Here is a 22,273-nt window from a genome sequence, read left to right as displayed (position 1 = left end):
GCTCTACAGGTTTTGATTCCGATGGCTGCTAGGCTTCTGTGCAGATATGTCGCAGGCCATTGCCTGCTGGCAAGGTCTGTACCCAAGCCGCTAGAATACGCCGCTTCGGAACCTGACGGACTGAGATTTTAAAATGGGAAACAGAACGCCTCTGTATGACACACATGTCGCTATGGGCGGCAAAATAGTGGATTTCGGTGGATGGGATATGCCGCTGCACTACGGTTCGCAGCTGGATGAGCACAACAAGGTGCGCACCGATGCGGGGATGTTTGATGTCTCCCACATGACCGTGGTCGATGTCGATGGCGCTGACGCCCGCGACTACTTGCGCTACCTGCTGGCCAACGATGTGGCCAAGCTCGATGGCAATCCCGGCAAGGCACTTTACACCGGCATGCTGAATGAAAAGGGCGGCGTGATTGACGACCTGATCGTCTACCTGCGCGACCCCGGTTATCGCGTGGTGGTAAACTGTGCAACCCGCGAAAAAGACCTGGCTTGGATGAACAAGCAGGCGGAATCTTTTGAGGTCACTCTCACTGAGAGGCCTCAGTTGGCGATGATCGCCATCCAGGGCCCTAACGCTCTCAGCAAGACGAAAGAAGTTTTGGGCATCGACTGGACTGCGGCGATTGATGCGCTGAAAGTGTTCCAGAGCGTGGCCCGCGGCGAGTGGTTTGTGGCGCGTACCGGCTACACCGGTGAAGATGGCCTGGAAATCATGCTGCCCGGCGAAGATGCCAGTGGTTTCTGGCGTGCTTTGGCCGAGGCTGGCGTTGCCCCCTGTGGCTTGGGTGCGCGGGATACTCTGCGCCTCGAAGCAGGTATGAACCTGTATGGCCATGAAATGGATGAGGAAACCTCTCCACTGATCGCCAATATGTCCTGGACCGTCGCCTGGGCGCCGGAGAGCCGCAATTTTATCGGCCGCGCAGTGCTGGAAGAGGAAAAGGCTAAGGGCATCGAACACAAGCTGGTCGGGCTGGTTCTCGAGGAACGCGGTGTTCTGCGTGGGGGCCAGTATGTGATGGTGGACGGTAGCGAAGAGCGCGGTATCATCACCAGCGGAACCTTCTCGCCTACCCTGGGTTACTCCATCGCCCTGGCGCGGGTACCGGCCAGCGTCGGCGATACCGCCGAAGTGGAAATCCGCAAGAAACTGCAGCCGGTTAAGGTGGTTAAGCCCTGCTTTGTGCGCAACGGCAAATCGGTTATTTAAGCGCCGCACCACAGGTGTCAGCACCATTCAGACAATATATACAGATGCTTAATCAAGGGATCACAGCATGAGCGAAATCCGCAATGAATTAAAATACCTCTCCAGCCACGAGTGGGCGCGATTGGAAGAGGATGGCACAGTTACTATCGGCATCAGTGACCATGCCCAGGACGCTCTGGGTGATGTGGTATATGTTGAAACCCCCGAAGTGGGCAGCACTCTGGCTGCCGGCGACGAGGCCGGTGTAGTTGAGTCTGTTAAGGCCGCTAGCGATATCTACTCCCCGGTATCTGGTGAGGTCGTAGAGGTGAATGAAACTCTGGAAGAGTCCCCGGAGACTGTAAACTCCTCTCCTTACGATGACGGTTGGTTTTTCCGTATCAAGCCCAGCGATGTGAAAGAGCTGGACAATATGCTGGATGCCGATACCTATCGCTCGGAGTCTGAGGACTAATTCCTCATGCTCACTGAGTGCAAAAACCGCTGCTATTGGCAGCGGTTTTTTGTTTATAGATGGTGTTTATTCGGTACTTGCTGGATGAAGGATGCCTTTCAGGCCTATTTTATGTAGGAATGCGCCGACGGTGTGCTCGATTTCCTCAGCACAATCCATTTGGATCACTTGTTGCAGTAGTAACTTGGTATCTGCTTGGCGTACCGCGCGCAGAGTTGCCTTTACTCGCGGTAGATTGGTGGCGTTCATCGACAGCATGTCGTAGCCCATGGCCACCAACAATAGGGCGCCCCCGGGTTCTCCTGCTAATTCTCCGCAGATGCCGACTCTGGTGCCCTCAGCGTGCGCGGTGCTGACAATCTCTTGCAGAGCACGCAACACTGCGGGGTGTAGGGCGTGGTAGATATTGGCAACGCGACTGTTATTGCGATCCACAGCCAGTAAGTACTGAGTCAGATCATTGCTGCCCACTGAGATGAAATCAGCGCGCTCGGCTAATTCGCGAATCTGATAGATCGCTGAGGGCACCTCCACCATGACCCCGAGCGGCGGCATCTCAATTTCATAATCTTCTTCCAGAAGTTCCCGGTAGGCTCTTTCGATCAGTTTGCGTGCGGCTTCGAGTTCATTGAGCCCACTGATCATGGGCAGCATGATACGCAGGTTGTTGAGCCCTTGGCTGGCCTTCATCATGGCGCGCACTTGCGCCAGGAAAATTTCCGGGTGGTCGAGGGTTACGCGAATGCCGCGCCACCCCAGGAATGGGTTGGTTTCTTCAATGGGAAAGTAGGCCAGTGCTTTGTCACCGCCTACATCGAGGGTGCGCATGGTTACCGGCATGGGGGCAAAGGCTTCGAGTTGTTCCCGGTAGATTTCCCGCTGTTCCTCCTCGGAGGGAAAGCGGTCGCGCAGAAGGAAGGGGACCTCGGTGCGGAACAGGCCGACACCCTCGGCCCCGCGCTCTAGGGAGCGAGTGACATCAGCCATCAGGCCGGTGTTGACCAGCAAGTGAACCCGGTGTCCATCGGCAGTTTCAGCAGGTAGTTCTGCCAGGTGATCCAGACTGTGGGCGAGCTGTTGCTCTTCGGCGACGATCTCGTCGTAACGGCGTTTGAGCTCTACGCCAGGATGAATGTGCAGGTCGCCGCGGTAGCCATCCACCACCATATCCACATCGTCGATAGTTTCGTAGGGCAGGTCTTGCACGCCCATAATCGCCGGCAGCCCCATAGCGCGGGCAATGATGGCCATATGACTGTTGGAGGAGCCTTTTACGGAAACAGCACCGATCAGCTTCTCCCGCGGCACTTCGGCCAGCACCGCGGCAGTGAGCTCTTCCCCAACCAGAATGGTGTTGTCTGGATAATCGCGCTCGCTCTGCTGTTGCTGGTGTAAGTGGGTGAGGACACGGGCTCCCAGGTCTCGCACGTCGGCGGCGCGGTCGCGGAAATAGGAATCGGACATGGCCTCAAAACGGCGCACGTGTTCGAGCATGACTTCGGCCCAGGCCCTGGGGGCGCTCAGCTGTTGTTGGATACGATCGCAAACCTCTACGGCGAGTGAGTCGTCGTCGAGCATACTGATATAGGCATCGAAAAGTGCGCGCTCTTCGCGGTTGAGTTCGTCTTTGAGATGCTCTCCCACTTCGCGAATCTCCTCTCTGGCGGAGGTGAGCGCTTGCCGGAACAAAATCAATTCCTCTTCGATGTCCAGGCACAGGGAGTAGGGCACGGTAGCCAAGTTGGCCCTGGGGGTGACGATATGGGCACGACCTATGGCGACACCTGGCGAGGCGGGAATACCGGAGAAGTGGGTTTCCTGGCGCTGCCGGCGGATGGTAGCCAGCATGCCAGTGGCTTCGGCGTGGGCAATCACCCCGGCAAGCTGGGCAGAGAGGGTGACGAGAAAAGCTTCTTCACCTTCATCGAAACGTCGCTGCTCTTCCTGCTGGACAACTAGGACACCGAGCACTGCGCGGTGGTGGATTATCGGTGTGCCCAGGAAAGCGCTAAATCGCTCCTCACCGGTCGAGGGAAAATATTGGTAGGCGGGATGTGCCTCGGCCTTTTCTAGATTGATGGGCTCTTCGCGGGTGACCACATTACCAACCAGGCCCTCATCGGGTGCTAATTGCACCTGGCCCACGGCACTTGGTAGCAGGCCATCGGTGGCCATCAGGACATAGTTGCCGGTTTCTTTGTCGCGAAGGTAAACAGAGCAGACACGGGTGTGCATCACTTCGCGCACTCGCCGCACAATGATTTCAAGCACCGCCGGCAGGTCCCTGGCGGAGTTAACTTCCTGAACGATACTGCGCAAAGATCCGAGCAATGGCCTTTCCTCGCCAGTCAACGGAGAATGAATTAGGCCCAGGAGAGCCTGGGCTTGGTGGTGCTGGAGCGCAGCAGACGCTGCGGAGTTACTCGCCCCGCTCGCGCAACCAACGCCTTTCCAGCTGAATTTGTTGTGGGGCCAGTTCGGCCAGCGCGCGCCGATAAACCTCGCGCTTGAAGGTCACCACTTTACTGAGTGGGTGCCAGTAGCTCACCCAGCGCCAGTGGTCAAATTCGGGCTTATAGCCGTTGTCGAAGCTGATGCAAGACTCTTCGGCTTCTAACTTCAGTAAGAACCACTTTTGTTTCTGGCCAATGCACAGGGGTTCAGAGCGCCGGCGGATCAGGCGCTGCGGCAGGCGATAGCGCAGCCAGCCGCGGGTGCAGGTGATAAGACTGACCTGATCGCGTGTAAGCCCTACTTCTTCGTATAGCTCCCTATATAGTGCCTGTTCGGGAGTTTCGCCCGGATTTATACCGCCCTGGGGAAATTGCCAGGCGTCCTTGCCACCTACCCGCCGAGCCCACAGTGCCTGACCGCGGGCATTCAGCACAATGATACCGACATTGGGGCGAAAGCCCTCTGAGTCTATATTGCTGCTGTTGTCGCCACCCTGTCCCCGGTTGCGATTGTTGCTACTGGGGTTGTCGCTGCGATTTGACTGCTTGGCAGGCTTACGGCGGTTTCTTCGCCCGGCAGGTGCCGGTTTGCCGTCGCCCAAAATACCGTCCTCAATACTTTTGTGTGCGGCCGTGCGCTGCACTTACTTGTCCCGCATTGTTCCACAGAGGTGGGTTTACAGCAATTCAGTGACGCAGTCCGTGTGATAGGGGCGAGTGCGCGGTAAAATCGACCGCCACTCTAGTGGTGGTTGCTTTACCCTGGCGGTGAAATAGCCATTGCGAATCTATAGTTTACGGGGGAGTTGGCGATGCACTTGGCAATTTTTGATCTCGACAACACGCTGATCGGCGGAGACAGCGATCATGCCTGGGGTGAGTTTCTGGTGGAGCGCGAGCATGTGGATAGCGAACGCTATCGTTTGAGCAACGATCGCTTCTATCAGGACTACCAGCGGGGTGAGTTGGATATCTTTGCCTACCTGGAGTTTGCCTTGGAGCCGCTGTCACAAATTTCTCGGGGTCAACTGGAGAATCTGCAAAGTGAATTTATGCAGGAGGTGATCAGCGAGTTGTGGCTACCGGCAGCGCAAGAGCTAATCGGTGAACATCGTCGCAAGGGACACCACATCATGATTATTACCGCCACTAACCGCTTTGTGGTGGAGCCGATTGCCGCCCGTCTGGGGGTGGATACCCTGTTGGCGACTGAGCCTGAAGAGCACGAGGGTCACTTCACCGGCCGTGTCGTGGGAGAGCCCTGCTATCAGGCTGGCAAGGTGTTGCGCCTGCGCCAATGGCTGGCGCAAAACCCTGAATACACGGGTAGGGAGAAATGGTTCTACAGCGATTCCATCAACGATTTACCTCTGCTCACGGAAGTGGAGCATCCGGTGGCGGTCGACCCAGATGCCCAACTGCGAGCAGAGGCGCAAGTGCGTGGATGGCCAATTATCAGCTTGCGCGATCAGGGCTAAATGGCGATTTTGGCCAAGAGAAAAGTGCGGCCTTGGAAAACATGAAAAGAGGAAGTGAGTGAACGGATATTGCCTTCGGTCTCTGGCCACAGCCCTATTGCTGGGAGTACTGGTTATCGTAGTTGGCTGCGAACAGCGAACCTCTCAGCCTTTAAAGGAACAGAAGCGTGCCCCAGAGGCCCAACAGGTTGATGAAAAGGTGGCCTCGGATCTCTCGCTGGCAATCTGGCAGGCGGGACAGGCTCAGGTATTGCACGCTCATGCCTCCGTGGAAACGTTGCGGAGAGCTGTCGATGCCTTGCTTGCCCAGCCCGATGAGGAGCAATTGGAGGAAGCTAGGCTCGCCTGGCTGGATGCGCACCGCGAGTTCGCAGCAACTTTGCCCTATATCCAACTGGCTTTTTCGCCCTCGGACCTGCGCAGTCAAGGTCGCAAGCTCTTATTGGCACTCGATAGCTGGCCCGCCCAGCCTGGTTATCTGGATACCGTGCCGGGTTATTCTGATAGCGGCATCGTCAACGACACCGCTATCGAACTGACTTTGACAAACCTGCGCAAACAACATCGCCTCACTGCACATGAAGAGGCGAGCACCGGCTTTCACGCACTTGAAGTGATGCTCTGGGGCCCCACAAGTGAGCGCATGGCGGAAGACTTTGTGGCAGTTAGCGAAGGGGAGAGGCCGGAGGCTCTGGCGGCCAATCGTCGCCGTGAACTAACCAGTCTGATTGCCAAGGGGATTGAAGAAGATATGGCCGGGCTGGCACGTCGCTGGCCCACTTCAGCCAATAACCTATCCCGTGAGTACCTAGCCCTAGGACCGGTAGCGCGATTGCAGCAGATTCGCGCAGCACATACCCAGGTGATTGATGAGCAGCTTTTGCGCCGTCTCCCCGAGGGCTCGGAGAGTGATGTAGAAAGTGGCCGCGCGGCAGACTCGAAGCAGGCGCTACTGGCAATTATGGCGACCTTGCAGTCTAACTGGATCCCCTCCGGAGGTGGTGGTCTGGCCGAGGTGCTTCTTGACCGTCATCAGGTCAATGCTTTGGAGGAGGCCTTTTCAGATTTTGAGGCCCTATTGTTAAAGATGGAGGATCCATTCGAGTTGGCAGAGCTTGGGCAGTTGGCCAAAGCGCGCAAGTTGCTGGAGCGGATGGCAGGTTTGATGACTGGTACCACAGAGGTGCCAGTATCGGAGAAGGATGTGATGCCGGTGTCTTTACCGGCCGTTGAGGGCTAAAGGAAATAAAAAACCCCGGCAATAGCCGGGGTTTTTTGTGAGATGTCTATAAGCTTACCAGCGACGTACAGGGCCTGTGTCCACGTGCACGAAGTTACTCTTCGGGTAATAGCCGACACCACCTGCCTTTAGGTTCAGCGCCGCTTGCCTCAGTTTTGACAGGGGTACACCGGGCATGCGGATATCCAAGGCCATACCGCGGGTATGGTAGCTGCGCTTGGCCACGCCCCGACCCGCAGCGCGTAACTTCGCATTGGTCTTGGGCGAACGGTAACCGGAGATAATCTCGATGGTACCGGTGTAATTGAACTTTTCCTTCAGCTTATACACGATATCAAATAGTTTCGGGTCCATGCGGGTCACTTCGTTAGCTCGGTGGTCCCGCAGCAGCTTATTGAACTGTTTCAAACCACCGTTGCTGTAGTTTCCGTTGCTCCAGTAGGCGGCCTCCAGCTTCTCCCCTGTGTGCAGGTTGCGCATCTTCAGGGTGCGGGAGCTACCTACTTTCGCGAAAGTCGGTCCGGCGCTGACCGCCGCCGCAGTTGCGCAGGTCACTGCCAGGAATCGACGTCTGGATGGATTCTTCATAATTCCGCCTCGTCGTTAAATCTCTTCGGTGTGCTCTTGATTGAGCGCATCCGGGTACGGCGGAAAATGTACAAAAAATAACCATTTGTTACAAATTGTGACCTGCTAATTAGGAAATATTTGAAGGCTTTCGCTGGTAAATTTTTTTACGGATGCTACTCCCATTGCGTTCTCGTAGCTGCTGGCGGGGGAATTAGCATTAGAAACAGGAGACAGCGTTGTCATTCAGTGGGCAAGCTTAAAAAATCATTTTTTTTGCGACTATTCAGTTTTTTCCTAAAGCAGGGGCACTTTTTTGGGGGGCGCCTGGGGCATTGACCTATTTATCCCTGTGATAAATATCCCGGCGGAATTGAGGGCGCCCTTCGGCGTCTATCCAAGCTGTCATATAAACGATAAAGAGTTTAGGGGCGGGTTTGATGGCTACTTTTAGAGGTTCGTCCCCGGTTGCGGCCTCGGCGATGCGGGTCCTGTCCCACCCCTGGGTTTCTAGCAGGTTATAGGCCAATTCCTCGGGTTGATGCAGGCGCACACAGCCGTGACTAAAAGCTCTATGGTGCTCCGTGAACAGGCTTTGCGCCTGGGTGTCGTGTAGGAATATGGCCTGCTTATTGGGAATAACGAACTTCACTTTACCTAGGGTGTTATCTGGCCCGCTGACCTGGCGCATGGTGGCGTGGCCACCTGCGGCCCTCTGCAAGCTTTCATCGGTGATCGGGGAAGTTTTGCCACCGCGATACTGGATGACCCGATAACCGCGGCGGTGCATGGCTGCAGGGTTGTGCCGTGCTTTGGGGAGTAACTCTGTGATGAGGATACTGCGCGGCACTGTCCAGGTGGGGTTGAATACCACACTGGTAATGCGGGTGTGTAAATTGGGTGTGCGGCTGCTGTTCTTGCCCACCACGGTTTTCATATCCAGCTTGATACGTCCATCTTCCACCAATTGCAGGCGGTAGTTGGGCACATTTACCAGCACATAGCGTCCTTCTTTCTGAGAGGGGAGCTTGTCCCAGCGCTGTGCATTTCTAACCATCTGTTCTGCTCTCTCGATGGGGGAAACCGACAGGGCCGTGAGGGTTTCTCCCTCGGCAACACCACTTGGCACCAAGCCGTGGCGGCGCTGGAAGCGCTCAAGTGCCGACTGCAATGCGCTGTCGAAGCGCATAGGGTCCTTCTGTGGAGAAGATATCGGACCGGGTTGTCCACGATAATCGCCGTATAGTTCGAGCAGTTTGCGCAATTGCAGCACCCGCTCGTTCTTATCCCCGGCTTGCAGGGGGCCACCCTGGGGGATAGGGCGCCAATGTTTGGCTAGGTTTCTGTAATGCAGGGCTTCGCTGCGCAGCTGGTCTCCCATAAGGGCAATATCCAGAGCTGCAGCACCCTTGGAAGACTGGCCACCGCTTATTGAGGCGGCCGAGGCAATGGCCACTGTCAGGAGAGCAGCTAACCCTAGATGGCGGGGATACCAAGCCATAGTGAACTCCCACCAGATTGATGATACTCAGCCACGATTGGCTCCTTTTCCGGCTTTGTCCCGTTGATAGATATCCGGGCGGAACTGCAGTTGGCCGTTTTCATCCACCCAGGCAGTCCAGTAGGCGATGTATACCGGTAAAGGGTTTTTCAGCGCTACGCCATGGGTACGACCGCTCATCAGCGCTCGCTCAATGCGGGCGTTGTTCCAGCGATTTTGTTGGGCGAGCATCATGCGGGCAAATTTCAGAGGTTTTTCCAGGCGTATGCAGCCGTGGCTGAAAGCACGCTGAGATTTCTTGAACAGATGCTTGCTGTTGGTATCGTGCAGGTAAATGGCGTGACGGTTGGGTATCACAAATTTGACCCGTCCCAGCGCATTTCCCGGCCCTCCTTTTTGCTGCAGGGTTACCTGGCCCCGGCGCACTGCGGCGACATTTCCACGGGTGAAAGGTACTGCCCGGCCGCGATGGTTGATTAAGCGGTAGCCCTTGGCACTCAGCGCCGAACTGCCCTTTGGCAGAAGTTCCCGTAAGGCGATATTGGGGGGGACTCGCCAAACTGGATTGAATTCCAGGCGTGTCATGCGCGTGGTCAACTGTGGGGTCTTGTGCTTGGGCTTGCCCACCACCACTTTCATACGGAATTGCTCGCGCTCGTCGTCGATCAAGCGCAAGTTGAACTCGGGAACATTAACGACGATATAACGGGGCCCTAAATCCTTTGGGAGGTTTTCCCAGCGTTTAATATTGGCTGCCAGAATCCGAACCAGCTTATCCGGGTTAGTGTTGAGGCGACTGCGGGTGCGCTCATCCACCAGGGCATCCCCTTTTAGGCCGTGGCGGCGCTGGAATCGGCGCACAGCCTCTTGGAGGGGCTTGTCGTAGACGTCACCTGTAAGTGTTTCTTTGGAGCCTTTGCTGGGAAAATCCCTGGGGCGGAAATCGCCGTAGAGCATTAATAAACTGCGCAACTGAGCTACTCTCGGTCCCCGGCTTCCCGGAGTGATTGGCTGTCCGCCATCCAGCGGTTGCCAATGATCCCCCTCGGCCAGTGTCTGGTAGCGAGCCAGTTCCTCACTGAGGAGAGTGTACTGTCTGCCATAGGGGGAAAAGGGATCTCTCCCTGGCACAGGCAAATCAAGGTCTGCCCCTGCGCTCGCCAAGGACGGGGAGCCATCAAACCCCAGCACAAGGGCCAATATAAAAGCCATGGTGCCACTGTGGATTGATTTGCTCTGCAAGGAGGAGAGATAGTCAGCACCCATAAGTCACCCCAGTAAGCGAAATCGGATCAGAGAGACTGATCACCCTGCTCACATTGGTAACTTGTGACTCTTGAGCCCTAAATAATTTTGAGGAATGGATCCGGGCTATGCGCCGAGGAAAAAGACTATGGGGGGTTATTATTGGAGGCTAAGGGACGGCCCCGAAGGCCGCCCCATACTTGCTCAAAATTGATTGTCGCTCAAACCATCCTTGCGATAGATATCGGGGCGAAAATTCAGCCGGCCCTTTCCGTCCACCCAGGCAGTCCAGTAGGTGATATAGACCTTAACCAAGCGGACTAAGTCGACCTCGGTGGTCTTCTCTCCGACAGTGAGCTGGTCGATGCGCCACTGGTCCCAGTCACCCTGAGGGCGAAGAAGGGCCTCAGCCAGGTGGCGGGGTTTTTCCAGGCGGATACAGCCGTGGCTGTAATCCCTGTCTGTGAGAGAGAAGAGAGTGCGGGCGCGAGTATCGTGCAGGTAAATATCGTGTTTATTGGGAATTTCGAATTTCACTCGCCCCAAAATATTTTCCTCTCCACCCATCTGGCGCATAAGGAAAGACCCAGCACCGGCGGCTGACAAGTTACTAGCGGTCAGCGGCAGGTGTTCCCCTCTGCCATTGACGACTCGATAACCCATGTTCTCCATGCCCGCAGGATTCTTGCGTGCCTTGGGCAGAATTTCATTCACCAGGATACTGCGTGGCACTGTCCAGGTGGGGTTGAATACCACCTTGCTGACCCGGGTGGTGATTTCGGGAGTAGCGTGTTTCTTCTTGCCCACGACCACATTCATGGCCAGTTTTACCCGGTTGTTCTCCACATACTGGAGGCGGTACGCGGGTATATTCACCTGGATAAAGCGATCCCCAAGGCTGGCGGGAAGCTCTTCCCTGCGCAGGATATTCATCTCAACAATTTTTGCTCGCGCTGAGGGGGATAGGTTGAGTCGCTTGCGTGTGCCGCGGCCCACAATTCCGTCTGGCTTGAGGCCGTGGCGCTTCTGGAAGCGCAATAGCGCTTCATGCAGGCCCCGGTCAAAGCGGTTGGGGTCACCTCCGCCATAGCTATAGCGGCTCTGATAGTCCCCGTAGAGGGTGAGCAATTCTCTCAGGCGGGCCACATGGGGGTGGCGAGCACCCATCGTCATCACCGGTCCCGGAGGTATCGGACGCCAACGGCCACTGTCGGAGATTCTGCGCAGGCGTTTCAGCTCGTTTCGCAGGGCATAGACGTCGCTACCGTAAGGCGTGTTTTCTTCGAAATAGGGCCCCTCACTGTTTTCTGAGCGAGCTGCCCTGGTTCTTTCCTGGGGATGACTATTGCGGCCCTGATTGTAGTAAACCCTGCTGCCGCCTCTCGTCGTTCCAGAGGAACCACTGTCACTGGAGGTGTTGTAGCGCGTGCGATAGCGACGAGTGTCGGAAGGCCTTGAAGAGCTGCGTTGGTTGTCAGTGTTGTAGTCGCGGGAGTAGTAGCGACTGCGTGGTTTACTGCCGATCATGCGCGCCCGATCATAGCCGCGAAAGTACTTGCGTCCGCTGGGCTCGTTGGATGCCTGCTGTGGGGCATTGCCGAAGGCTACCATGCGAAATCCTTGGTGCTCCCGCAGAACCGGTGTAATTCCTCGGCGCGGACGGCTTTTGGGGGTGATTCTGTCGAGCTGGGTATCTTGTGCGTAAGAGACGAAGGCGTCTGTCAGCAGAATATCCAGTACTGCGGCCATTTGCAGGCGCTGGGGAGTGTCCCGCAAAGTGCGGTCGAAGTACCCCAGGTGGTAACGATAATCCACCATGCTGCTTGGATTGCCAGAGCTGGCAGCTGTTAGCTGCTTGAGGAGGTCATTGGCGCTGTCACTCAGGTTGTAATTATCAAACCACAGCAGGCGATAATTAGTACGCTGGTAAATCCTGCGCACTGCCGCCGGGTTGAAAATGGGATCTTGGGCCGGCCATGCGTCTGGGTTTTCCTCCAGCCAATGCACCAAATGTGGGCGTACTGCATTCTCAGGCAATACTGGCACCGTTTTCTGGTTAGCGGAAAAGGCGTAATAGAGGATGGAGACACAGAGACTGCCTAGCACCAGCAGGGGCAGTAATGATTTGCGTTTGCGCTGCTCTGGGTTGAAGTAAGACATGGTACCTCAGCGATACTGCAGGGGCCCGGTGTTGTCTTGTGGATAATGCCGGACGCCAGATCGTTCATACCTTCCGAACCTGTGGCGAGCCCATCCAGAGACTGTTAGGTGTCTAGCGTTGACTCGCACTTGTCATGCGTCCCGCGCGACTTCCTCTAATGTAAGACCACAATTGGCGTCACGCTTGCGCGAAACTCAACCAATCTCAGCCTGTGAAACTAAGTATGGCAATAAATGCGGAATTTGCTTGGCGTTTCTTTCCTCTGAGGATATGAGGCTTGGTAATCTGTGATGAAGGCACGCAAATCTTAGCCCTTACCGCGATATGGTTCTGTTATTGACAGAAATTTGTCTGCTATGGCTTCGGGGCTTGGGCGATTAGATACGGCCAATTTTTTCATTAAGCCCTAAAAACCCTACAGATTTCAGGGGCTTGGGATAAAGGATTCAGGGGATGGAAAAGTGGCGAATGGGCCCATACGGATTGCCCTGGGAAAAGCTCTGTTCCCATAACTGGGTCTGGCCATCCCGGTGAACTGCTATGAGGGTGCTGGCACGAGTGCCATAGCCTTGCTGAGTGTCGCTTAAATCTTGCCTGCTTGGCAGTTGATTCTTTCTCTGGGATATCTGCACAAATATTGGCGACAGGGCGCGCTCCATTGACAAACCCACGCCGGTATCTGGCAGCTCCGCATCTGCAGCAGAGGCCCTGTCCTGCAGAAGGTTGAAGGCCGGTTCAATAAAGTTCTCCCGGCCAATGGGGCCTTCAATTTGCCGTGTAATTTGTGCTAGCCCCGCCTTGCCCTTTTCCACCTTGGGCCAGGGAGCATCGGGTGCGCCATTGGAGATACCGTGTACTCCGGCAGAGAAAGCGAAGGGCTTATGCCTATTGCCCGCGCAGTAGAGGGGGGGGGCTTTATCCAGTGCGAATAGCAGCGCATTAAAGCCCCGATAGTGCTGTCCTTCGAGTTCCCCTGCGAACTGCTCGGGGGAATCATCGCCGGTTAGGAATTTACAAGGAATTTCCCCGCGAGATAGGGCATTTTCGGGCTCTGCCCTTCCGGGCTCGCGGATATTGGTCACTGCGGCCACCCGCCGCGCAGAGATCCCTGCCCAGGTTCCGCCAGCCTGCAGGTCGCGTCCAGCGACTATTTGTCTCCCCTCTGGCCCATTCTTCCAGGGTTCGGCGGGGGCACTCTTCCTGACGTAAAATTCATCTCTATTAGCGATAAGTAGCAGCGGGTAGTCGGGATGGCAACGGTAGGCAAACAACAGTAGACACATAGTGTTTTCCTGAAGGTGGGCTTTTAGCGCGCCTCTTTCGCTGGGGGGCGCTTTGCGACCATAATACGCTCTTCGCCAACAATCTCGATTCCCCCATGCTGACTTATCCAGAAATCAATCCGGTGGCCATTGCTATAGGCCCTTTAAATGTACATTGGTACGGGCTGATGTACCTGTTCGGTTTCGTTGCTGCCTGGTGGTTGGCACTGCGGCGTAGCACTCGGGCCTGGTCTCCAGTTATTAAATCGGAAGTGGAGGACTTGATTCTCTACTGCGCTATCGGTGTGGTGGTCGGTGGGCGCCTCGGCTACATGTTCTTCTACAATCTGCCGCAGTTGATGGAGAATCCGCTCTCTCTGTTCAAAGTCTGGGAAGGGGGCATGAGTTTCCATGGTGGCCTGGTTGGCGTGATGTTGGCCACCGTCATTTATGCCCGAAAAATTGGTTCAACTTTTCCCGCACTGATTGATTTTGTCGCCCCACTGGTACCTATCGGCCTGGGACTGGGGCGTCTGGGTAACTTTATCGGTCAGGAGCTCTGGGGCCGCCCAACAGAAGGCCCCTGGGGAATGGTCTTTCCCAAGGACCCGGAACTGTTGGCCAGGCATCCGTCGCAGTTATATCAGGCCTTCCTGGAAGGGCTAGTGCTCTTCGCAGTGCTCTGGTGGTTCTCCAGCAAGCCGCGCCCGCGCCTCGCCGTTGGCGGCATGTTTGTGTTGCTCTACGGTATTTTCCGTTTCCTGGTGGAATTTGTCAGGGAGCCAGACGGTCATATCGGCTTCGACTTGTTCGGCTGGATGACTCGCGGCCAGCTTTTGAGCCTGCCGATGATTATTGCCGGTATCGCTCTATTGGTTTGGAGCTATCGTACCCAACCGCTGCCCGAAGGGCGCGGCAAGGGTGGAAACAAAGAAAACCGTTCTCAAGTAAATGGCGGAGCCTAGTTAGAAATGAAGCAGTACCTCGATCTAATGCGCCATGTGCGCGAAAACGGCACAGTAAAAGGGGATCGTACCGGCACCGGCACCCTGAGCGTATTTGGCTACCAGATGCGCTTTAACTTGGCGGAGGGTTTCCCTTTAATCACTACAAAGAAGTGTCATTTGCGCTCCATCATTCACGAACTGCTGTGGTTTTTGCAGGGAGACACCAACATTCGCTATCTGCAGGAAAACAAGGTGCGAATCTGGGATGAATGGGCTACCGAAGATGGGGATTTGGGGCCAGTTTACGGCCACCAGTGGCGCTCTTGGCCCACGCCTGATGGTCGTAAAATTGACCAGGTGGAAGAGCTGGTGCAGCAGTTGAAAACCCGTCCAGATTCTCGCCGTCTGATAATCAGTGCCTGGAATCCGGCGGACCTGCCCGATGAGGGCGTCTCCCCGGCGGAAAATGCCCGTGAAGGGCGCATGGCGCTCGCCCCTTGCCACGCCTTGTTCCAGTTTTATGTGGCGGATGGCAAGTTGTCCTGCCAGTTGTACCAGCGCAGTGCGGATATCTTCCTTGGTGTGCCTTTCAATATTGCCTCCTACAGCTTGCTAACGTTGATGCTGGCTCAAGTGTGTAACCTTGAGCCAGGGGAGTTTATTCATACCTTTGGCGATGCCCACCTCTACTCCAATCATCTGGAGCAGGTTGACCTGCAGCTGCAACGGGAACCACATCCCCTACCGACAATGCACCTCAATCCGGATGTCAAAGATCTGTTCGCCTTCCGTTTCGAGGATTTCGATCTGCAGGATTACCTGGCGTATCCACATATTCCGGCTCCAGTTGCGGTTTGAATAGGAGATATACTGTGGATACTCCGATTGCCTTGATCGCGGCTGTGGCCCGTAACCGTGCCATTGGCAGAGATAATGAGTTGCCCTGGCGTCTTTCTGGCGACCTGCAGTTCTTCAAGCGCACCACTATGGGCAAGCCTGTGGTGATGGGACGTAAGACCTTTGAGTCGATTGGCCGCCCGCTACCTGGGCGTGTCAATATCGTAATTACCCGCAATCTTGATTGGCAGGCCAATGGTGTTGAGGTGGCAGGCAACTTGGAAGCTGCACTGGAACTTGCCGATAAGCACGCACAGGAAGCAGGAGCTGGCGAGCTGATGGTGATCGGCGGGGCACAGATTTATCGCCTCAGTATGCCCTATGCCGCTCGCCTCTACATCACCGAAGTGGATGCTGAAGTGGCGGGAGATGCATTTTTTCCTGAAGTTAATGACTCATGGGTCGAAGTTGCACGAGAGTGTTACCCTGCTTGCGACAAGAATGAGTATAACTACGCATTAGTTCAGTACGACAGATTTAAATAAAAACAATTTGATTAAAAGTTGATCAATCTGTTAAATTCTGCGACAGCCAACACAGGGAATAGCGCCGTCAATGTGTGCAAGCGACCCGGTCTTGTTACCCGGTTGTTACTTTGCTACCCACGCGGGCCGATGCTGGCAATCGGCATTTGAATAATCAAATCGGCTGTTTACAATGTGCGGCTCTTAGCTGTCTTCTAACCAATGTTTTTAAAACAAAAGGACACCGCGTTGTGGCAGCTATCTCATCGCGACCATGTTGTGAAATATTGAACCCACTGGGGGGTCTAATGAAAACCAAGCGATTCATGGCTGTGGCGCTGACCACTGCGCTGTCTGCCGGCGCGCTCTACGGCAGCGTAGCCACTGCGGATACTCTCGATAACGTACTCGCCGTCGGCCAGCAGAAAACCACTGCGGCCCAGGCATCGCAAAAACGCATCGACAAGATTGCCGAAGAAACCAGCAGCCTGCTGCAGGACTTCAAGGTGGTCAATAAAGAAATCGATGGTCTGCGAGTGTACAACCGTCAGCTGGAAAAGCAGCTGGCCAACCAGCTCGAAGTGATCAATGAGCTGGACGAGTCCATTGCCAACGTTACTGTAATCGAACGTCAGATCCAGCCGCTGATTTTGCGTATGCTGGACGGCCTGGAGCAGTTCATCGAACTGGACGCACCGTTCAAGCTGGACGAGCGTATGGCCAACCTCGAAGGCGTTAAGAACAATATGGATCGTTCCGATATTACTGTTGCGGAGAAATTCCGCCAGGTACTGGAGCTGTACAATTTCGAAGCGGAGTACGCGCGTAAGATCGACACTTACGGCGATACCCTGAACGTAAATGGCCAAGAGCGCCAGGTGAACGTGCTGCAGATCGGCCGTATCGCCCTGCTGGCTCAGACCACCGACTCCTCGATCTCCCTCGCCTATGACAAAGGCCAGAAAGCCTGGGTTGAGATCGATGCTGGCGAATACCGCCGCGCTCTCATGAACGGTCTGAAAATCGCCAAGAAGCAGGCCACTATCGATATCATGACTATGCCGATCGCGGCTCCGGAGGCAGCGCAATGAAATCCTCTATCGCCAAACGCGTACTAGTTGCAGCAGCGGCTGGCCTGATCAGCTTCTCTGCTGTCGCCCAGGAAAAAGCAGCTTCTCTCGATGACCTGCTGAAAATGGTTCAACAATCCAAGGTTGCTGAATCCAAAGAGCACAAGCAGCGTGAAGCTGAGTTCCGTCGCCAAAAGGCCAATCAGCAATCTTTGCTGAAAAAGGCTAAAGACACTCGCACTGCAGAAGAAAAGCGCTCTGCTGAACTGGAAAAGAAATACCAGGAGCAGGAAGTTGCTGTAGATCAGAAACGCCAGCAATTGGACGAGCGCCTGGGCTCCCTGAAAGAGCTGTTCGGCCATATGTCTTCTACTGCGGCAGATCTGCGTGCGAATATCGGTTCCTCCCTGGTTTCCGCCCAGTACCCCAACCGTACCGAATTTATCGACGGTCTGCTGGCCAAGATGAACAGCGCTACCAAGCTGCCGACAATCGAGGAAATCGAGCGCCTGTGGTTTGAGGTTCAGCGCGAAACCGTGGAATCCGGCAAAGTAGTTAAGTTCAACGCTACCGTGATCAAGCCCAACGGTGAGCAGGTTCAGCAGGAAGTTGTCCGTGTTGGTAACTTCAACCTGGTTTCCAGCGGCAAATACCTGGAAATGAACGACGCCTACCAGCTGGCCGAGCTGATTCGCCAGCCAGATGCCAGCTTCCAGAAGATGGCGGAAGGTTTACAGGCCTCTACCGCAGGCTTCAGTGCTTTTGGTATCGACCCGACTGGTCCTACCGGCGGCTCCTACCTGAAAGCCATGATCAACAGCCCCGATATTGTTGAGCGTTGGCACCAGGGTGACATCGTTGGCTATATCATCACTGCCGTTGGTGTATTCGCCATGCTGTTGGCTATCTTCCGCCTGATCGTACTGACTGGCGTGAGTGCCAAGGTAAGTGCTCAGCTGCGCTCTTCTACCCCGAACACCAATAACCCGCTGGGTCGTGTATTGGCTGTTGCGGAAGAGAACAAAGGTGTCGACGGTGAAACTCTCGAGCTGAAGATGGAAGAGGCGGTCCTGAAAGAGCGCCCGGCCATCGAGTCCGGCCTCAACCTGCTGAAGATTATTGCCATGGTAGCTCCGCTGCTGGGTCTGTTGGGTACCGTTACCGGTATGATCGTAACCTTCCAGGCAATTACCATCTTTGGTGCTGGTGACCCCCGCGCAATGGCTGGTGGTATTTCCTCTGCCTTGATCACCACCGTTCTTGGTCTGTGTGTGGCTATCCCCACTGTACTGATGCACACCATTGTTAATGCTCGTGCCAAGCGCGTCCTGCATATTCTTGAAGAGCAGAGCGCTGGTATCGTGGCGGAAAACGCCGAGCGTAAATAAGAGGAGGCGGCAACATGCACGCATTAATCGACGCATGGGCCGCCGTCAACGCCTTTATGGCGTCGGGCGGGCCAGTACTGTTCCTGATCGCCGGCCTGACCTTCTTTATGTGGACGCTGATTTTTGAACGTGTTTTCTACTTTAACAAAGCGTTAAAGAGTGACGTTCAGGGTGCGGTAGACCAGTGGGAAGAGCGCAGTGAGCGCAAATCCTGGGCCTCCCACCAGATCCGCTACGCGATGATCTCCCGGGTTTCCGAGAAGATTCAGGACAATATGGACATGATCCAGGCCTGTGTTGCCCTAGCGCCCCTGTTCGGGCTGCTGGGCACGGTTTGGGGCATGATCAACGTGTTCGATGTTCTCGCAATTACCGGTGGCGGTGACGCTAAGCAGATGGCCAGTGGTGTATCCATGGCAACTATCCCGACGATGGCGGGTATGGTTGCGGCCCTCTCCGGAGTATTCGCCAACACCTACCTCGCCCGTAAGGCCGAGCGTGAGACCCAGTTGTTGGAAGATCATCTGACCATGGATCACTAAGCACACATCAGCGAATAGGCCAGCTTATTTGCTGTGAAGGTTTAGCCAAGCCAGAAATTTTCGCCAGGGGCGCTCCCTGAGGGCCCCTGACGAGAAAGTTCGCTAAGAGAGTTGCTATGAGCAAAAGACAAAATACGGCAGAAGAAGAAGCCGGCGCTATTGACCTCACGCCCATGCTGGACGTGGTGTTCATCATGCTGATCTTCTTTATCGTCACTGCGACCTTTATTAAGGAACCGGGTGCTGATGTTGTTAAGCCGGAAGCGACAACCGCAGAACTCAAAGCCACCTCTATTCTGGTAGCGATCAACAATAGTGATGAGATCTGGATTGCCAAAGAGAAAGTTGATGAGCGCCAGGTAAGAATTGTCCTGGAGCGCCTCTACTCGGAAAACCCGAAGGGGTGGTTGGTGATTCAGCCCGATAAGGAAGCGAGTATTGAAAAGATCGCCCTGATTGCGGAAGCAGCCAGGAAGATTGGTATCAAGAAAGTTTCGGTCGCGACAGAAAAGAGTTAACAGCTATGAATCCGGTAAGACTTCTTGGGGCAGGTACGCTGGCAGTAGCCACAACCTTTGGCCTCATCTTCACCATGCATCAGCTGATTCAGGCAAATATGGGCGCTCCAGAGGAAAAGGAGCAGTTCAAAGTTGCCGATGTGGTGATGCCTGAGCAGAAGATCGAAACACAATACGACACGACCAAGCCGGTGAAACCGGAGGATCCTGAAACTCCGCCGCCGGAAATGCCTGAGCCGGAGTTTGAGGAGCCGGACATCGATGGCGGTATCAGTATCTCTGCGCCCAAGGCGTCTGGCGGTGTCAAGCTGTCTGGTTTTAGCTTTGGTGAGGGTGACTACCTGCCCATCGTTAAGGTTCAGCCCCAGTATCCACGCCGTGCACTTCAGCGGGGTATGGAAGGCTATGTAATCGTAGAGTATACGGTGACCACCAATGGTTCTGTGCGCGATCCTATTGTGATCGAAGCCTTTACCCTGGATGGCAAGCCCACCTCTGTTTTTAACAGGGCCGCACTCAAGTCCGCGCTGAAGTATAAATACAAGCCGCGGGTAGTTGATGGCAAGCCGACCGAAGTCCCGAATGTGCGGACTAAGATCAGCTTTAATATGGCTAAGGACTAAGGAGGAAGCACTATGAAGTTGACAAGCATTAGCAAAAGTTTGTCCAAGCTCGCGCTGCGCACCTCAGTAGCATTGCCCCTGGTCTTGGCACCAGCACTCAGTGTTACCGTGCTCGAAGCAGCGGGTGTTTCCGCACCTTTCGCCTCTGCCCAGGCCCAGGAGCAAAAAAAGCCCAGCAACCAGAAGAGCCGCAAAGTACCGGCTATGCGCGAAGCCGCGTATAAAAAGTTGGAGAAAGCCCAGGAAGCTGCTGATGCAGAAGATTGGGCGGGCGCTTTAGTTGCACTTCAAGAGATGGATGCGAGTAAGAAACGGTACAACGGCTATGAGATAGCTCAGATGTACAATTTCTTCGGTGTGGTTTACTACAGTACCGAGCGCTACAAAGAGGCCATCCCCTACTTTAAGAAAGTGCTAAACCAGGGCGAAAAAAACTTGCCGGTTGCACTTGAAGTGGGAACCTTGTTTACCCTCGCGCAGCTCTACTTTGTTACCGAGGATTACAAGCAGGCGATTAATTACCTGAATAAATGGTTTAAGGTCTCTGATCGTATAACTGCCGACTCTTATGCATTGCGTGCCCAGGCCTATAACCAGGTTGGTAATCAGAGCAAAGCACTGGCGGATATCAATATTGCGGTATCCATGTATGAGAAAGAAGGCAAGGTGCCCAAGGAAGGTTGGTACGGTCTTCAGCAGTACGTGTACTTCGAGCGCAACGACTACAAAAAAGTAGCTGGTGTTCTTGAGAAGCTGGTACAGCACTATCCCAAGCCTGTGTACTACAAAACACTGGCGGCTATGTATGGCGAGCTGAAGCGCGATAAAGATCAGCTGCATATGATGGAAGCCGCTTATTTGGCAGGTGCGCTGGAGAAGGATCGGGACCTGTTGAATATGGGTTATCTCTTTATGGGGCACGAAATGCCTTATAAAGGTGCCAAGGTGATTGCCAAAGGTATCCAAGAGAAGAAGATCCCTCGTACAGCCAAGAACCTGGAAACGCTTGCTCAGGCGTATCAGATGGCTCAGGAGCTGCAAAAAGCGATTCCCCAGCTGGAAGCTGCAGCTCAATTGTCTGATAAGGGTGAAATCTACTCGCGCCTGGCCGGGATCTACCTGGACCTGGACCAGAATGAGAAGGCCGTTTCCATGGGCAAAAAAGCTCTGGCAAAGGGCAAGATCAAGCGTGTCGACACTCTACATATTGTGTTAGGCATGGCTAATGCCAACCTGAAGCGCTATGACGCGGCAATAAAAAGTCTTAGAGAAGCCTCGAAAGATGAGCGCTCTGAGAAGTTTGCCAAGCAGTGGATGGAATTTGTCAAGGGTGAGCAGGAGAGGGAAAAGCAATTGGCAATTTAATCGCTTAGTTACTTTTCAATCCCAGAAAAGCCGTACAGAGATGTGCGGCTTTTTTTATGCCTCTGTTTCCTCTTTCAATAATATTAAATGTTGCTATAACCTGTATTTACGAACTATTTGCATTTTTTCGTGAATTGGCTAATGATTAAAGTCAGCTGATCAGCTTTTTCCATTTCGGCACTTAGATGCCTTTTACGCACCCTAATAACAATAGGAGAGGTGTTATGGATAGAGCTTGCACGCCATTTTCCAGCCCCGATTTTTTCCCTACCCACCTGCTTGCCGGTTATGTTAAAGGCTTGGCCTACGCAGCCTTGATTACTCTCGGTTTGATTTTTGCAATGAGCCAGTTGATCTCCACAAATTTTGTGGAGCCGGTGGCTAAGCCGTTACCGACGATTCAACCTATAGATATGACCGACAAGAAAGTGGTTACCCAGCAAGAGTATCAGGCTCCGCCAAGCCCTCAGGATATTCCGCCACCGCTTGAGCGTACTGAGACGATTAGAAAAGTGGAGACTATAAATACCATCCCAACGATTACTCCTCCGGTTACTGAAACTGGTAATAATCCAGCTATCGTATCGAGAGAGCCTGTGCCTGTTTATAAGGCTACACCGCGTTATCCGAGCACGGCTATACGCAGAGGTATAGAAGGTTATGTAGTTGTGGAGTTTACGATAAGCAAAACCGGTGCGGTGCGCGATGTGCGTGTTGTTGCTGGCTATGACAGCGCCGGCAATCCAACCAATGTATTTAATCGTTCGGCACAGGCTGCGGCAGAGCGGTTTAAATATCAGCCACAAGTGGAAGATGGCCACCCCGTCGAGCGGTATGGTGTTCGCAATCGGATCACCTATAAACTTGCACAATAAA

The 22,273-nt window shown here is 54.5% G+C and carries 21 protein-coding genes; 14 read left to right on the top strand and 7 right to left on the bottom strand.

The features are described from left to right. Window positions 1-133 precede the first annotated feature (133 nt). A complete protein-coding gene (gene gcvT, locus ACJJIJ_RS16165) occupies window positions 134-1,222 on the top strand; it encodes a glycine cleavage system aminomethyltransferase GcvT (RefSeq protein ID WP_252083586.1) in 1,089 nt (362 codons plus the stop codon). 67 nt (window positions 1,223-1,289) lie between these two features. Continuing rightward, entirely contained in the window at window positions 1,290-1,676 is a 387-nt protein-coding gene (gene gcvH, locus ACJJIJ_RS16160) for a glycine cleavage system protein GcvH (protein ID WP_252083585.1), read from the top strand. 66 nt (window positions 1,677-1,742) lie between these two features. On the opposite strand, the gene ptsP is transcribed toward gcvH, so the two are convergent. Together ptsP and ACJJIJ_RS16150 are read right to left on the bottom strand one after the other, a co-directional pair. After that, window positions 1,743-4,007: a phosphoenolpyruvate--protein phosphotransferase gene (ptsP, locus tag ACJJIJ_RS16155; protein ID WP_444937899.1), complete on the bottom strand. Its 2,265-nt coding sequence runs from the start codon at window positions 4,005-4,007 to the stop codon at window positions 1,743-1,745. A gap of 88 nt (window positions 4,008-4,095) precedes the next feature. After that, on the bottom strand, window positions 4,096-4,602 hold the full coding sequence (locus ACJJIJ_RS16150; RefSeq protein ID WP_252086035.1) for an RNA pyrophosphohydrolase: 507 nt from the start codon (window positions 4,600-4,602) through the stop codon (window positions 4,096-4,098). 339 nt (window positions 4,603-4,941) lie between these two features. Between ACJJIJ_RS16150 and ACJJIJ_RS16145 the strand changes: the two genes are divergently transcribed. Further along, entirely contained in the window at window positions 4,942-5,607 is a 666-nt protein-coding gene (locus tag ACJJIJ_RS16145; RefSeq protein WP_252083583.1) for a histidinol-phosphatase, read from the top strand. 58 nt (window positions 5,608-5,665) lie between these two features. Continuing rightward, window positions 5,666-6,847 carry an imelysin family protein gene (locus tag ACJJIJ_RS16140; RefSeq protein WP_252083582.1) on the top strand — a complete coding sequence of 394 codons (1,182 nt, stop codon included), beginning with the start codon at window positions 5,666-5,668 and terminating at the stop codon, window positions 6,845-6,847. Between the two features lie 54 nt (window positions 6,848-6,901). Here the strand turns inward: ACJJIJ_RS16140 and mepK are convergent, their stop codons facing one another. The 5 genes from mepK to ACJJIJ_RS16115 all read right to left on the bottom strand — a co-directional run bounded on the left by mepK (window position 6,902) and on the right by ACJJIJ_RS16115 (window position 13,604). Beyond that, a complete protein-coding gene (gene mepK / locus ACJJIJ_RS16135) occupies window positions 6,902-7,435 on the bottom strand; it encodes a peptidoglycan L,D-endopeptidase MepK (RefSeq protein WP_252083581.1) in 534 nt (177 codons plus the stop codon). Window positions 7,436-7,754: 319 nt separating this feature from the next. Next, window positions 7,755-8,915, bottom strand: coding sequence for a L,D-transpeptidase family protein (locus tag ACJJIJ_RS16130; RefSeq protein ID WP_252083580.1), 1,161 nt, complete (start codon window positions 8,913-8,915; stop codon window positions 7,755-7,757). Between the two features lie 27 nt (window positions 8,916-8,942). Further along, a complete protein-coding gene (locus tag ACJJIJ_RS16125) occupies window positions 8,943-10,181 on the bottom strand; it encodes a L,D-transpeptidase family protein (protein ID WP_252083579.1) in 1,239 nt (412 codons plus the stop codon). A 183-nt stretch (window positions 10,182-10,364) separates the two neighbouring features. Then, a complete protein-coding gene (locus ACJJIJ_RS16120; RefSeq protein ID WP_444937898.1) occupies window positions 10,365-12,320 on the bottom strand; it encodes a L,D-transpeptidase family protein in 1,956 nt (651 codons plus the stop codon). A 447-nt stretch (window positions 12,321-12,767) separates the two neighbouring features. Further along, the gene (locus ACJJIJ_RS16115; RefSeq protein WP_252083577.1) at window positions 12,768-13,604 is read right to left on the bottom strand and encodes an NRDE family protein; all 837 of its coding nucleotides are present in this window, start codon (window positions 13,602-13,604) and stop codon (window positions 12,768-12,770) included. Window positions 13,605-13,699: 95 nt separating this feature from the next. Here ACJJIJ_RS16115 and lgt point away from each other — a divergent pair, with 95 nt between their 5' ends. The 10 genes from lgt (at window position 13,700) to ACJJIJ_RS16065 (ending at window position 22,272) form a co-directional block, all read left to right on the top strand. After that, entirely contained in the window at window positions 13,700-14,548 is an 849-nt protein-coding gene (lgt, locus tag ACJJIJ_RS16110) for a prolipoprotein diacylglyceryl transferase (RefSeq protein ID WP_444937897.1), read from the top strand. Between the two features lie 6 nt (window positions 14,549-14,554). After that, the gene (locus tag ACJJIJ_RS16105; protein ID WP_444937896.1) at window positions 14,555-15,388 is read left to right on the top strand and encodes a thymidylate synthase; all 834 of its coding nucleotides are present in this window, start codon (window positions 14,555-14,557) and stop codon (window positions 15,386-15,388) included. Window positions 15,389-15,402: 14 nt separating this feature from the next. After that, entirely contained in the window at window positions 15,403-15,912 is a 510-nt protein-coding gene (locus ACJJIJ_RS16100; RefSeq protein WP_444937895.1) for a dihydrofolate reductase, read from the top strand. Window positions 15,913-16,199: 287 nt separating this feature from the next. Further along, window positions 16,200-16,982, top strand: coding sequence for a DUF3450 domain-containing protein (locus ACJJIJ_RS16095; protein WP_252083573.1), 783 nt, complete (start codon window positions 16,200-16,202; stop codon window positions 16,980-16,982). After that, complete coding sequence (locus ACJJIJ_RS16090; protein ID WP_444882981.1) at window positions 16,979-18,349, top strand: MotA/TolQ/ExbB proton channel family protein; 1,371 nt, start codon at window positions 16,979-16,981, stop codon at window positions 18,347-18,349. Before ACJJIJ_RS16095 ends, ACJJIJ_RS16090 begins: the two co-directional genes overlap by 4 nt. A 14-nt stretch (window positions 18,350-18,363) precedes the next feature. Continuing rightward, window positions 18,364-18,891: a MotA/TolQ/ExbB proton channel family protein gene (locus ACJJIJ_RS16085; protein ID WP_152455321.1), complete on the top strand. Its 528-nt coding sequence runs from the start codon at window positions 18,364-18,366 to the stop codon at window positions 18,889-18,891. Window positions 18,892-19,007: 116 nt separating this feature from the next. Then, window positions 19,008-19,409 carry an ExbD/TolR family protein gene (locus ACJJIJ_RS16080; RefSeq protein ID WP_444887391.1) on the top strand — a complete coding sequence of 134 codons (402 nt, stop codon included), beginning with the start codon at window positions 19,008-19,010 and terminating at the stop codon, window positions 19,407-19,409. Between the two features lie 5 nt (window positions 19,410-19,414). Further along, entirely contained in the window at window positions 19,415-20,032 is a 618-nt protein-coding gene (locus ACJJIJ_RS16075; protein WP_252083570.1) for an energy transducer TonB, read from the top strand. Between the two features lie 12 nt (window positions 20,033-20,044). Continuing rightward, complete coding sequence (locus ACJJIJ_RS16070; RefSeq protein ID WP_252083569.1) at window positions 20,045-21,397, top strand: tetratricopeptide repeat protein; 1,353 nt, start codon at window positions 20,045-20,047, stop codon at window positions 21,395-21,397. Window positions 21,398-21,621: 224 nt separating this feature from the next. Next, window positions 21,622-22,272: a TonB family protein gene (locus ACJJIJ_RS16065; RefSeq protein ID WP_444882980.1), complete on the top strand. Its 651-nt coding sequence runs from the start codon at window positions 21,622-21,624 to the stop codon at window positions 22,270-22,272. The last annotated feature ends 1 nt before the right edge of the window (window position 22,273 follow it).

The organism is Microbulbifer mixtoriginis (SeqCode) (assembly GCF_052467945.1).
The sequence above is the reverse complement of the archived record's forward strand: the minus strand, read 5'-3'. Positions and strand labels throughout refer to the sequence as shown.

Excerpts from the sequence above, each read along its gene's own strand:
- gcvT (WP_252083586.1), top strand. The coding sequence starts at position 134 with ATGGGAAACAGAACGCCTCTGTATGACACACATGTCGCTATGGGCGGC.
- gcvH (WP_252083585.1), top strand. The coding sequence starts at position 1,290 with ATGAGCGAAATCCGCAATGAATTAAAATACCTCTCCAGCCACGAGTGG.
- ACJJIJ_RS16145 (WP_252083583.1), top strand. The coding sequence starts at position 4,942 with ATGCACTTGGCAATTTTTGATCTCGACAACACGCTGATCGGCGGAGAC.
- mepK (WP_252083581.1), bottom strand. The coding sequence starts at position 7,435 with ATGAAGAATCCATCCAGACGTCGATTCCTGGCAGTGACCTGCGCAACT.
- ACJJIJ_RS16130 (WP_252083580.1), bottom strand. The coding sequence starts at position 8,915 with ATGGCTTGGTATCCCCGCCATCTAGGGTTAGCTGCTCTCCTGACAGTG.
- ACJJIJ_RS16125 (WP_252083579.1), bottom strand. The coding sequence starts at position 10,181 with ATGGGTGCTGACTATCTCTCCTCCTTGCAGAGCAAATCAATCCACAGT.
- ACJJIJ_RS16120 (WP_444937898.1), bottom strand. The coding sequence starts at position 12,320 with ATGTCTTACTTCAACCCAGAGCAGCGCAAACGCAAATCATTACTGCCC.
- ACJJIJ_RS16115 (WP_252083577.1), bottom strand. The coding sequence starts at position 13,604 with ATGTGTCTACTGTTGTTTGCCTACCGTTGCCATCCCGACTACCCGCTG.
- lgt (WP_444937897.1), top strand. The coding sequence starts at position 13,700 with ATGCTGACTTATCCAGAAATCAATCCGGTGGCCATTGCTATAGGCCCT.
- ACJJIJ_RS16105 (WP_444937896.1), top strand. The coding sequence starts at position 14,555 with ATGAAGCAGTACCTCGATCTAATGCGCCATGTGCGCGAAAACGGCACA.
- ACJJIJ_RS16095 (WP_252083573.1), top strand. The coding sequence starts at position 16,200 with ATGAAAACCAAGCGATTCATGGCTGTGGCGCTGACCACTGCGCTGTCT.
- ACJJIJ_RS16090 (WP_444882981.1), top strand. The coding sequence starts at position 16,979 with ATGAAATCCTCTATCGCCAAACGCGTACTAGTTGCAGCAGCGGCTGGC.
- ACJJIJ_RS16085 (WP_152455321.1), top strand. The coding sequence starts at position 18,364 with ATGCACGCATTAATCGACGCATGGGCCGCCGTCAACGCCTTTATGGCG.
- ACJJIJ_RS16080 (WP_444887391.1), top strand. The coding sequence starts at position 19,008 with ATGAGCAAAAGACAAAATACGGCAGAAGAAGAAGCCGGCGCTATTGAC.
- ACJJIJ_RS16075 (WP_252083570.1), top strand. The coding sequence starts at position 19,415 with ATGAATCCGGTAAGACTTCTTGGGGCAGGTACGCTGGCAGTAGCCACA.
- ACJJIJ_RS16070 (WP_252083569.1), top strand. The coding sequence starts at position 20,045 with ATGAAGTTGACAAGCATTAGCAAAAGTTTGTCCAAGCTCGCGCTGCGC.
- ACJJIJ_RS16065 (WP_444882980.1), top strand. The coding sequence starts at position 21,622 with ATGGATAGAGCTTGCACGCCATTTTCCAGCCCCGATTTTTTCCCTACC.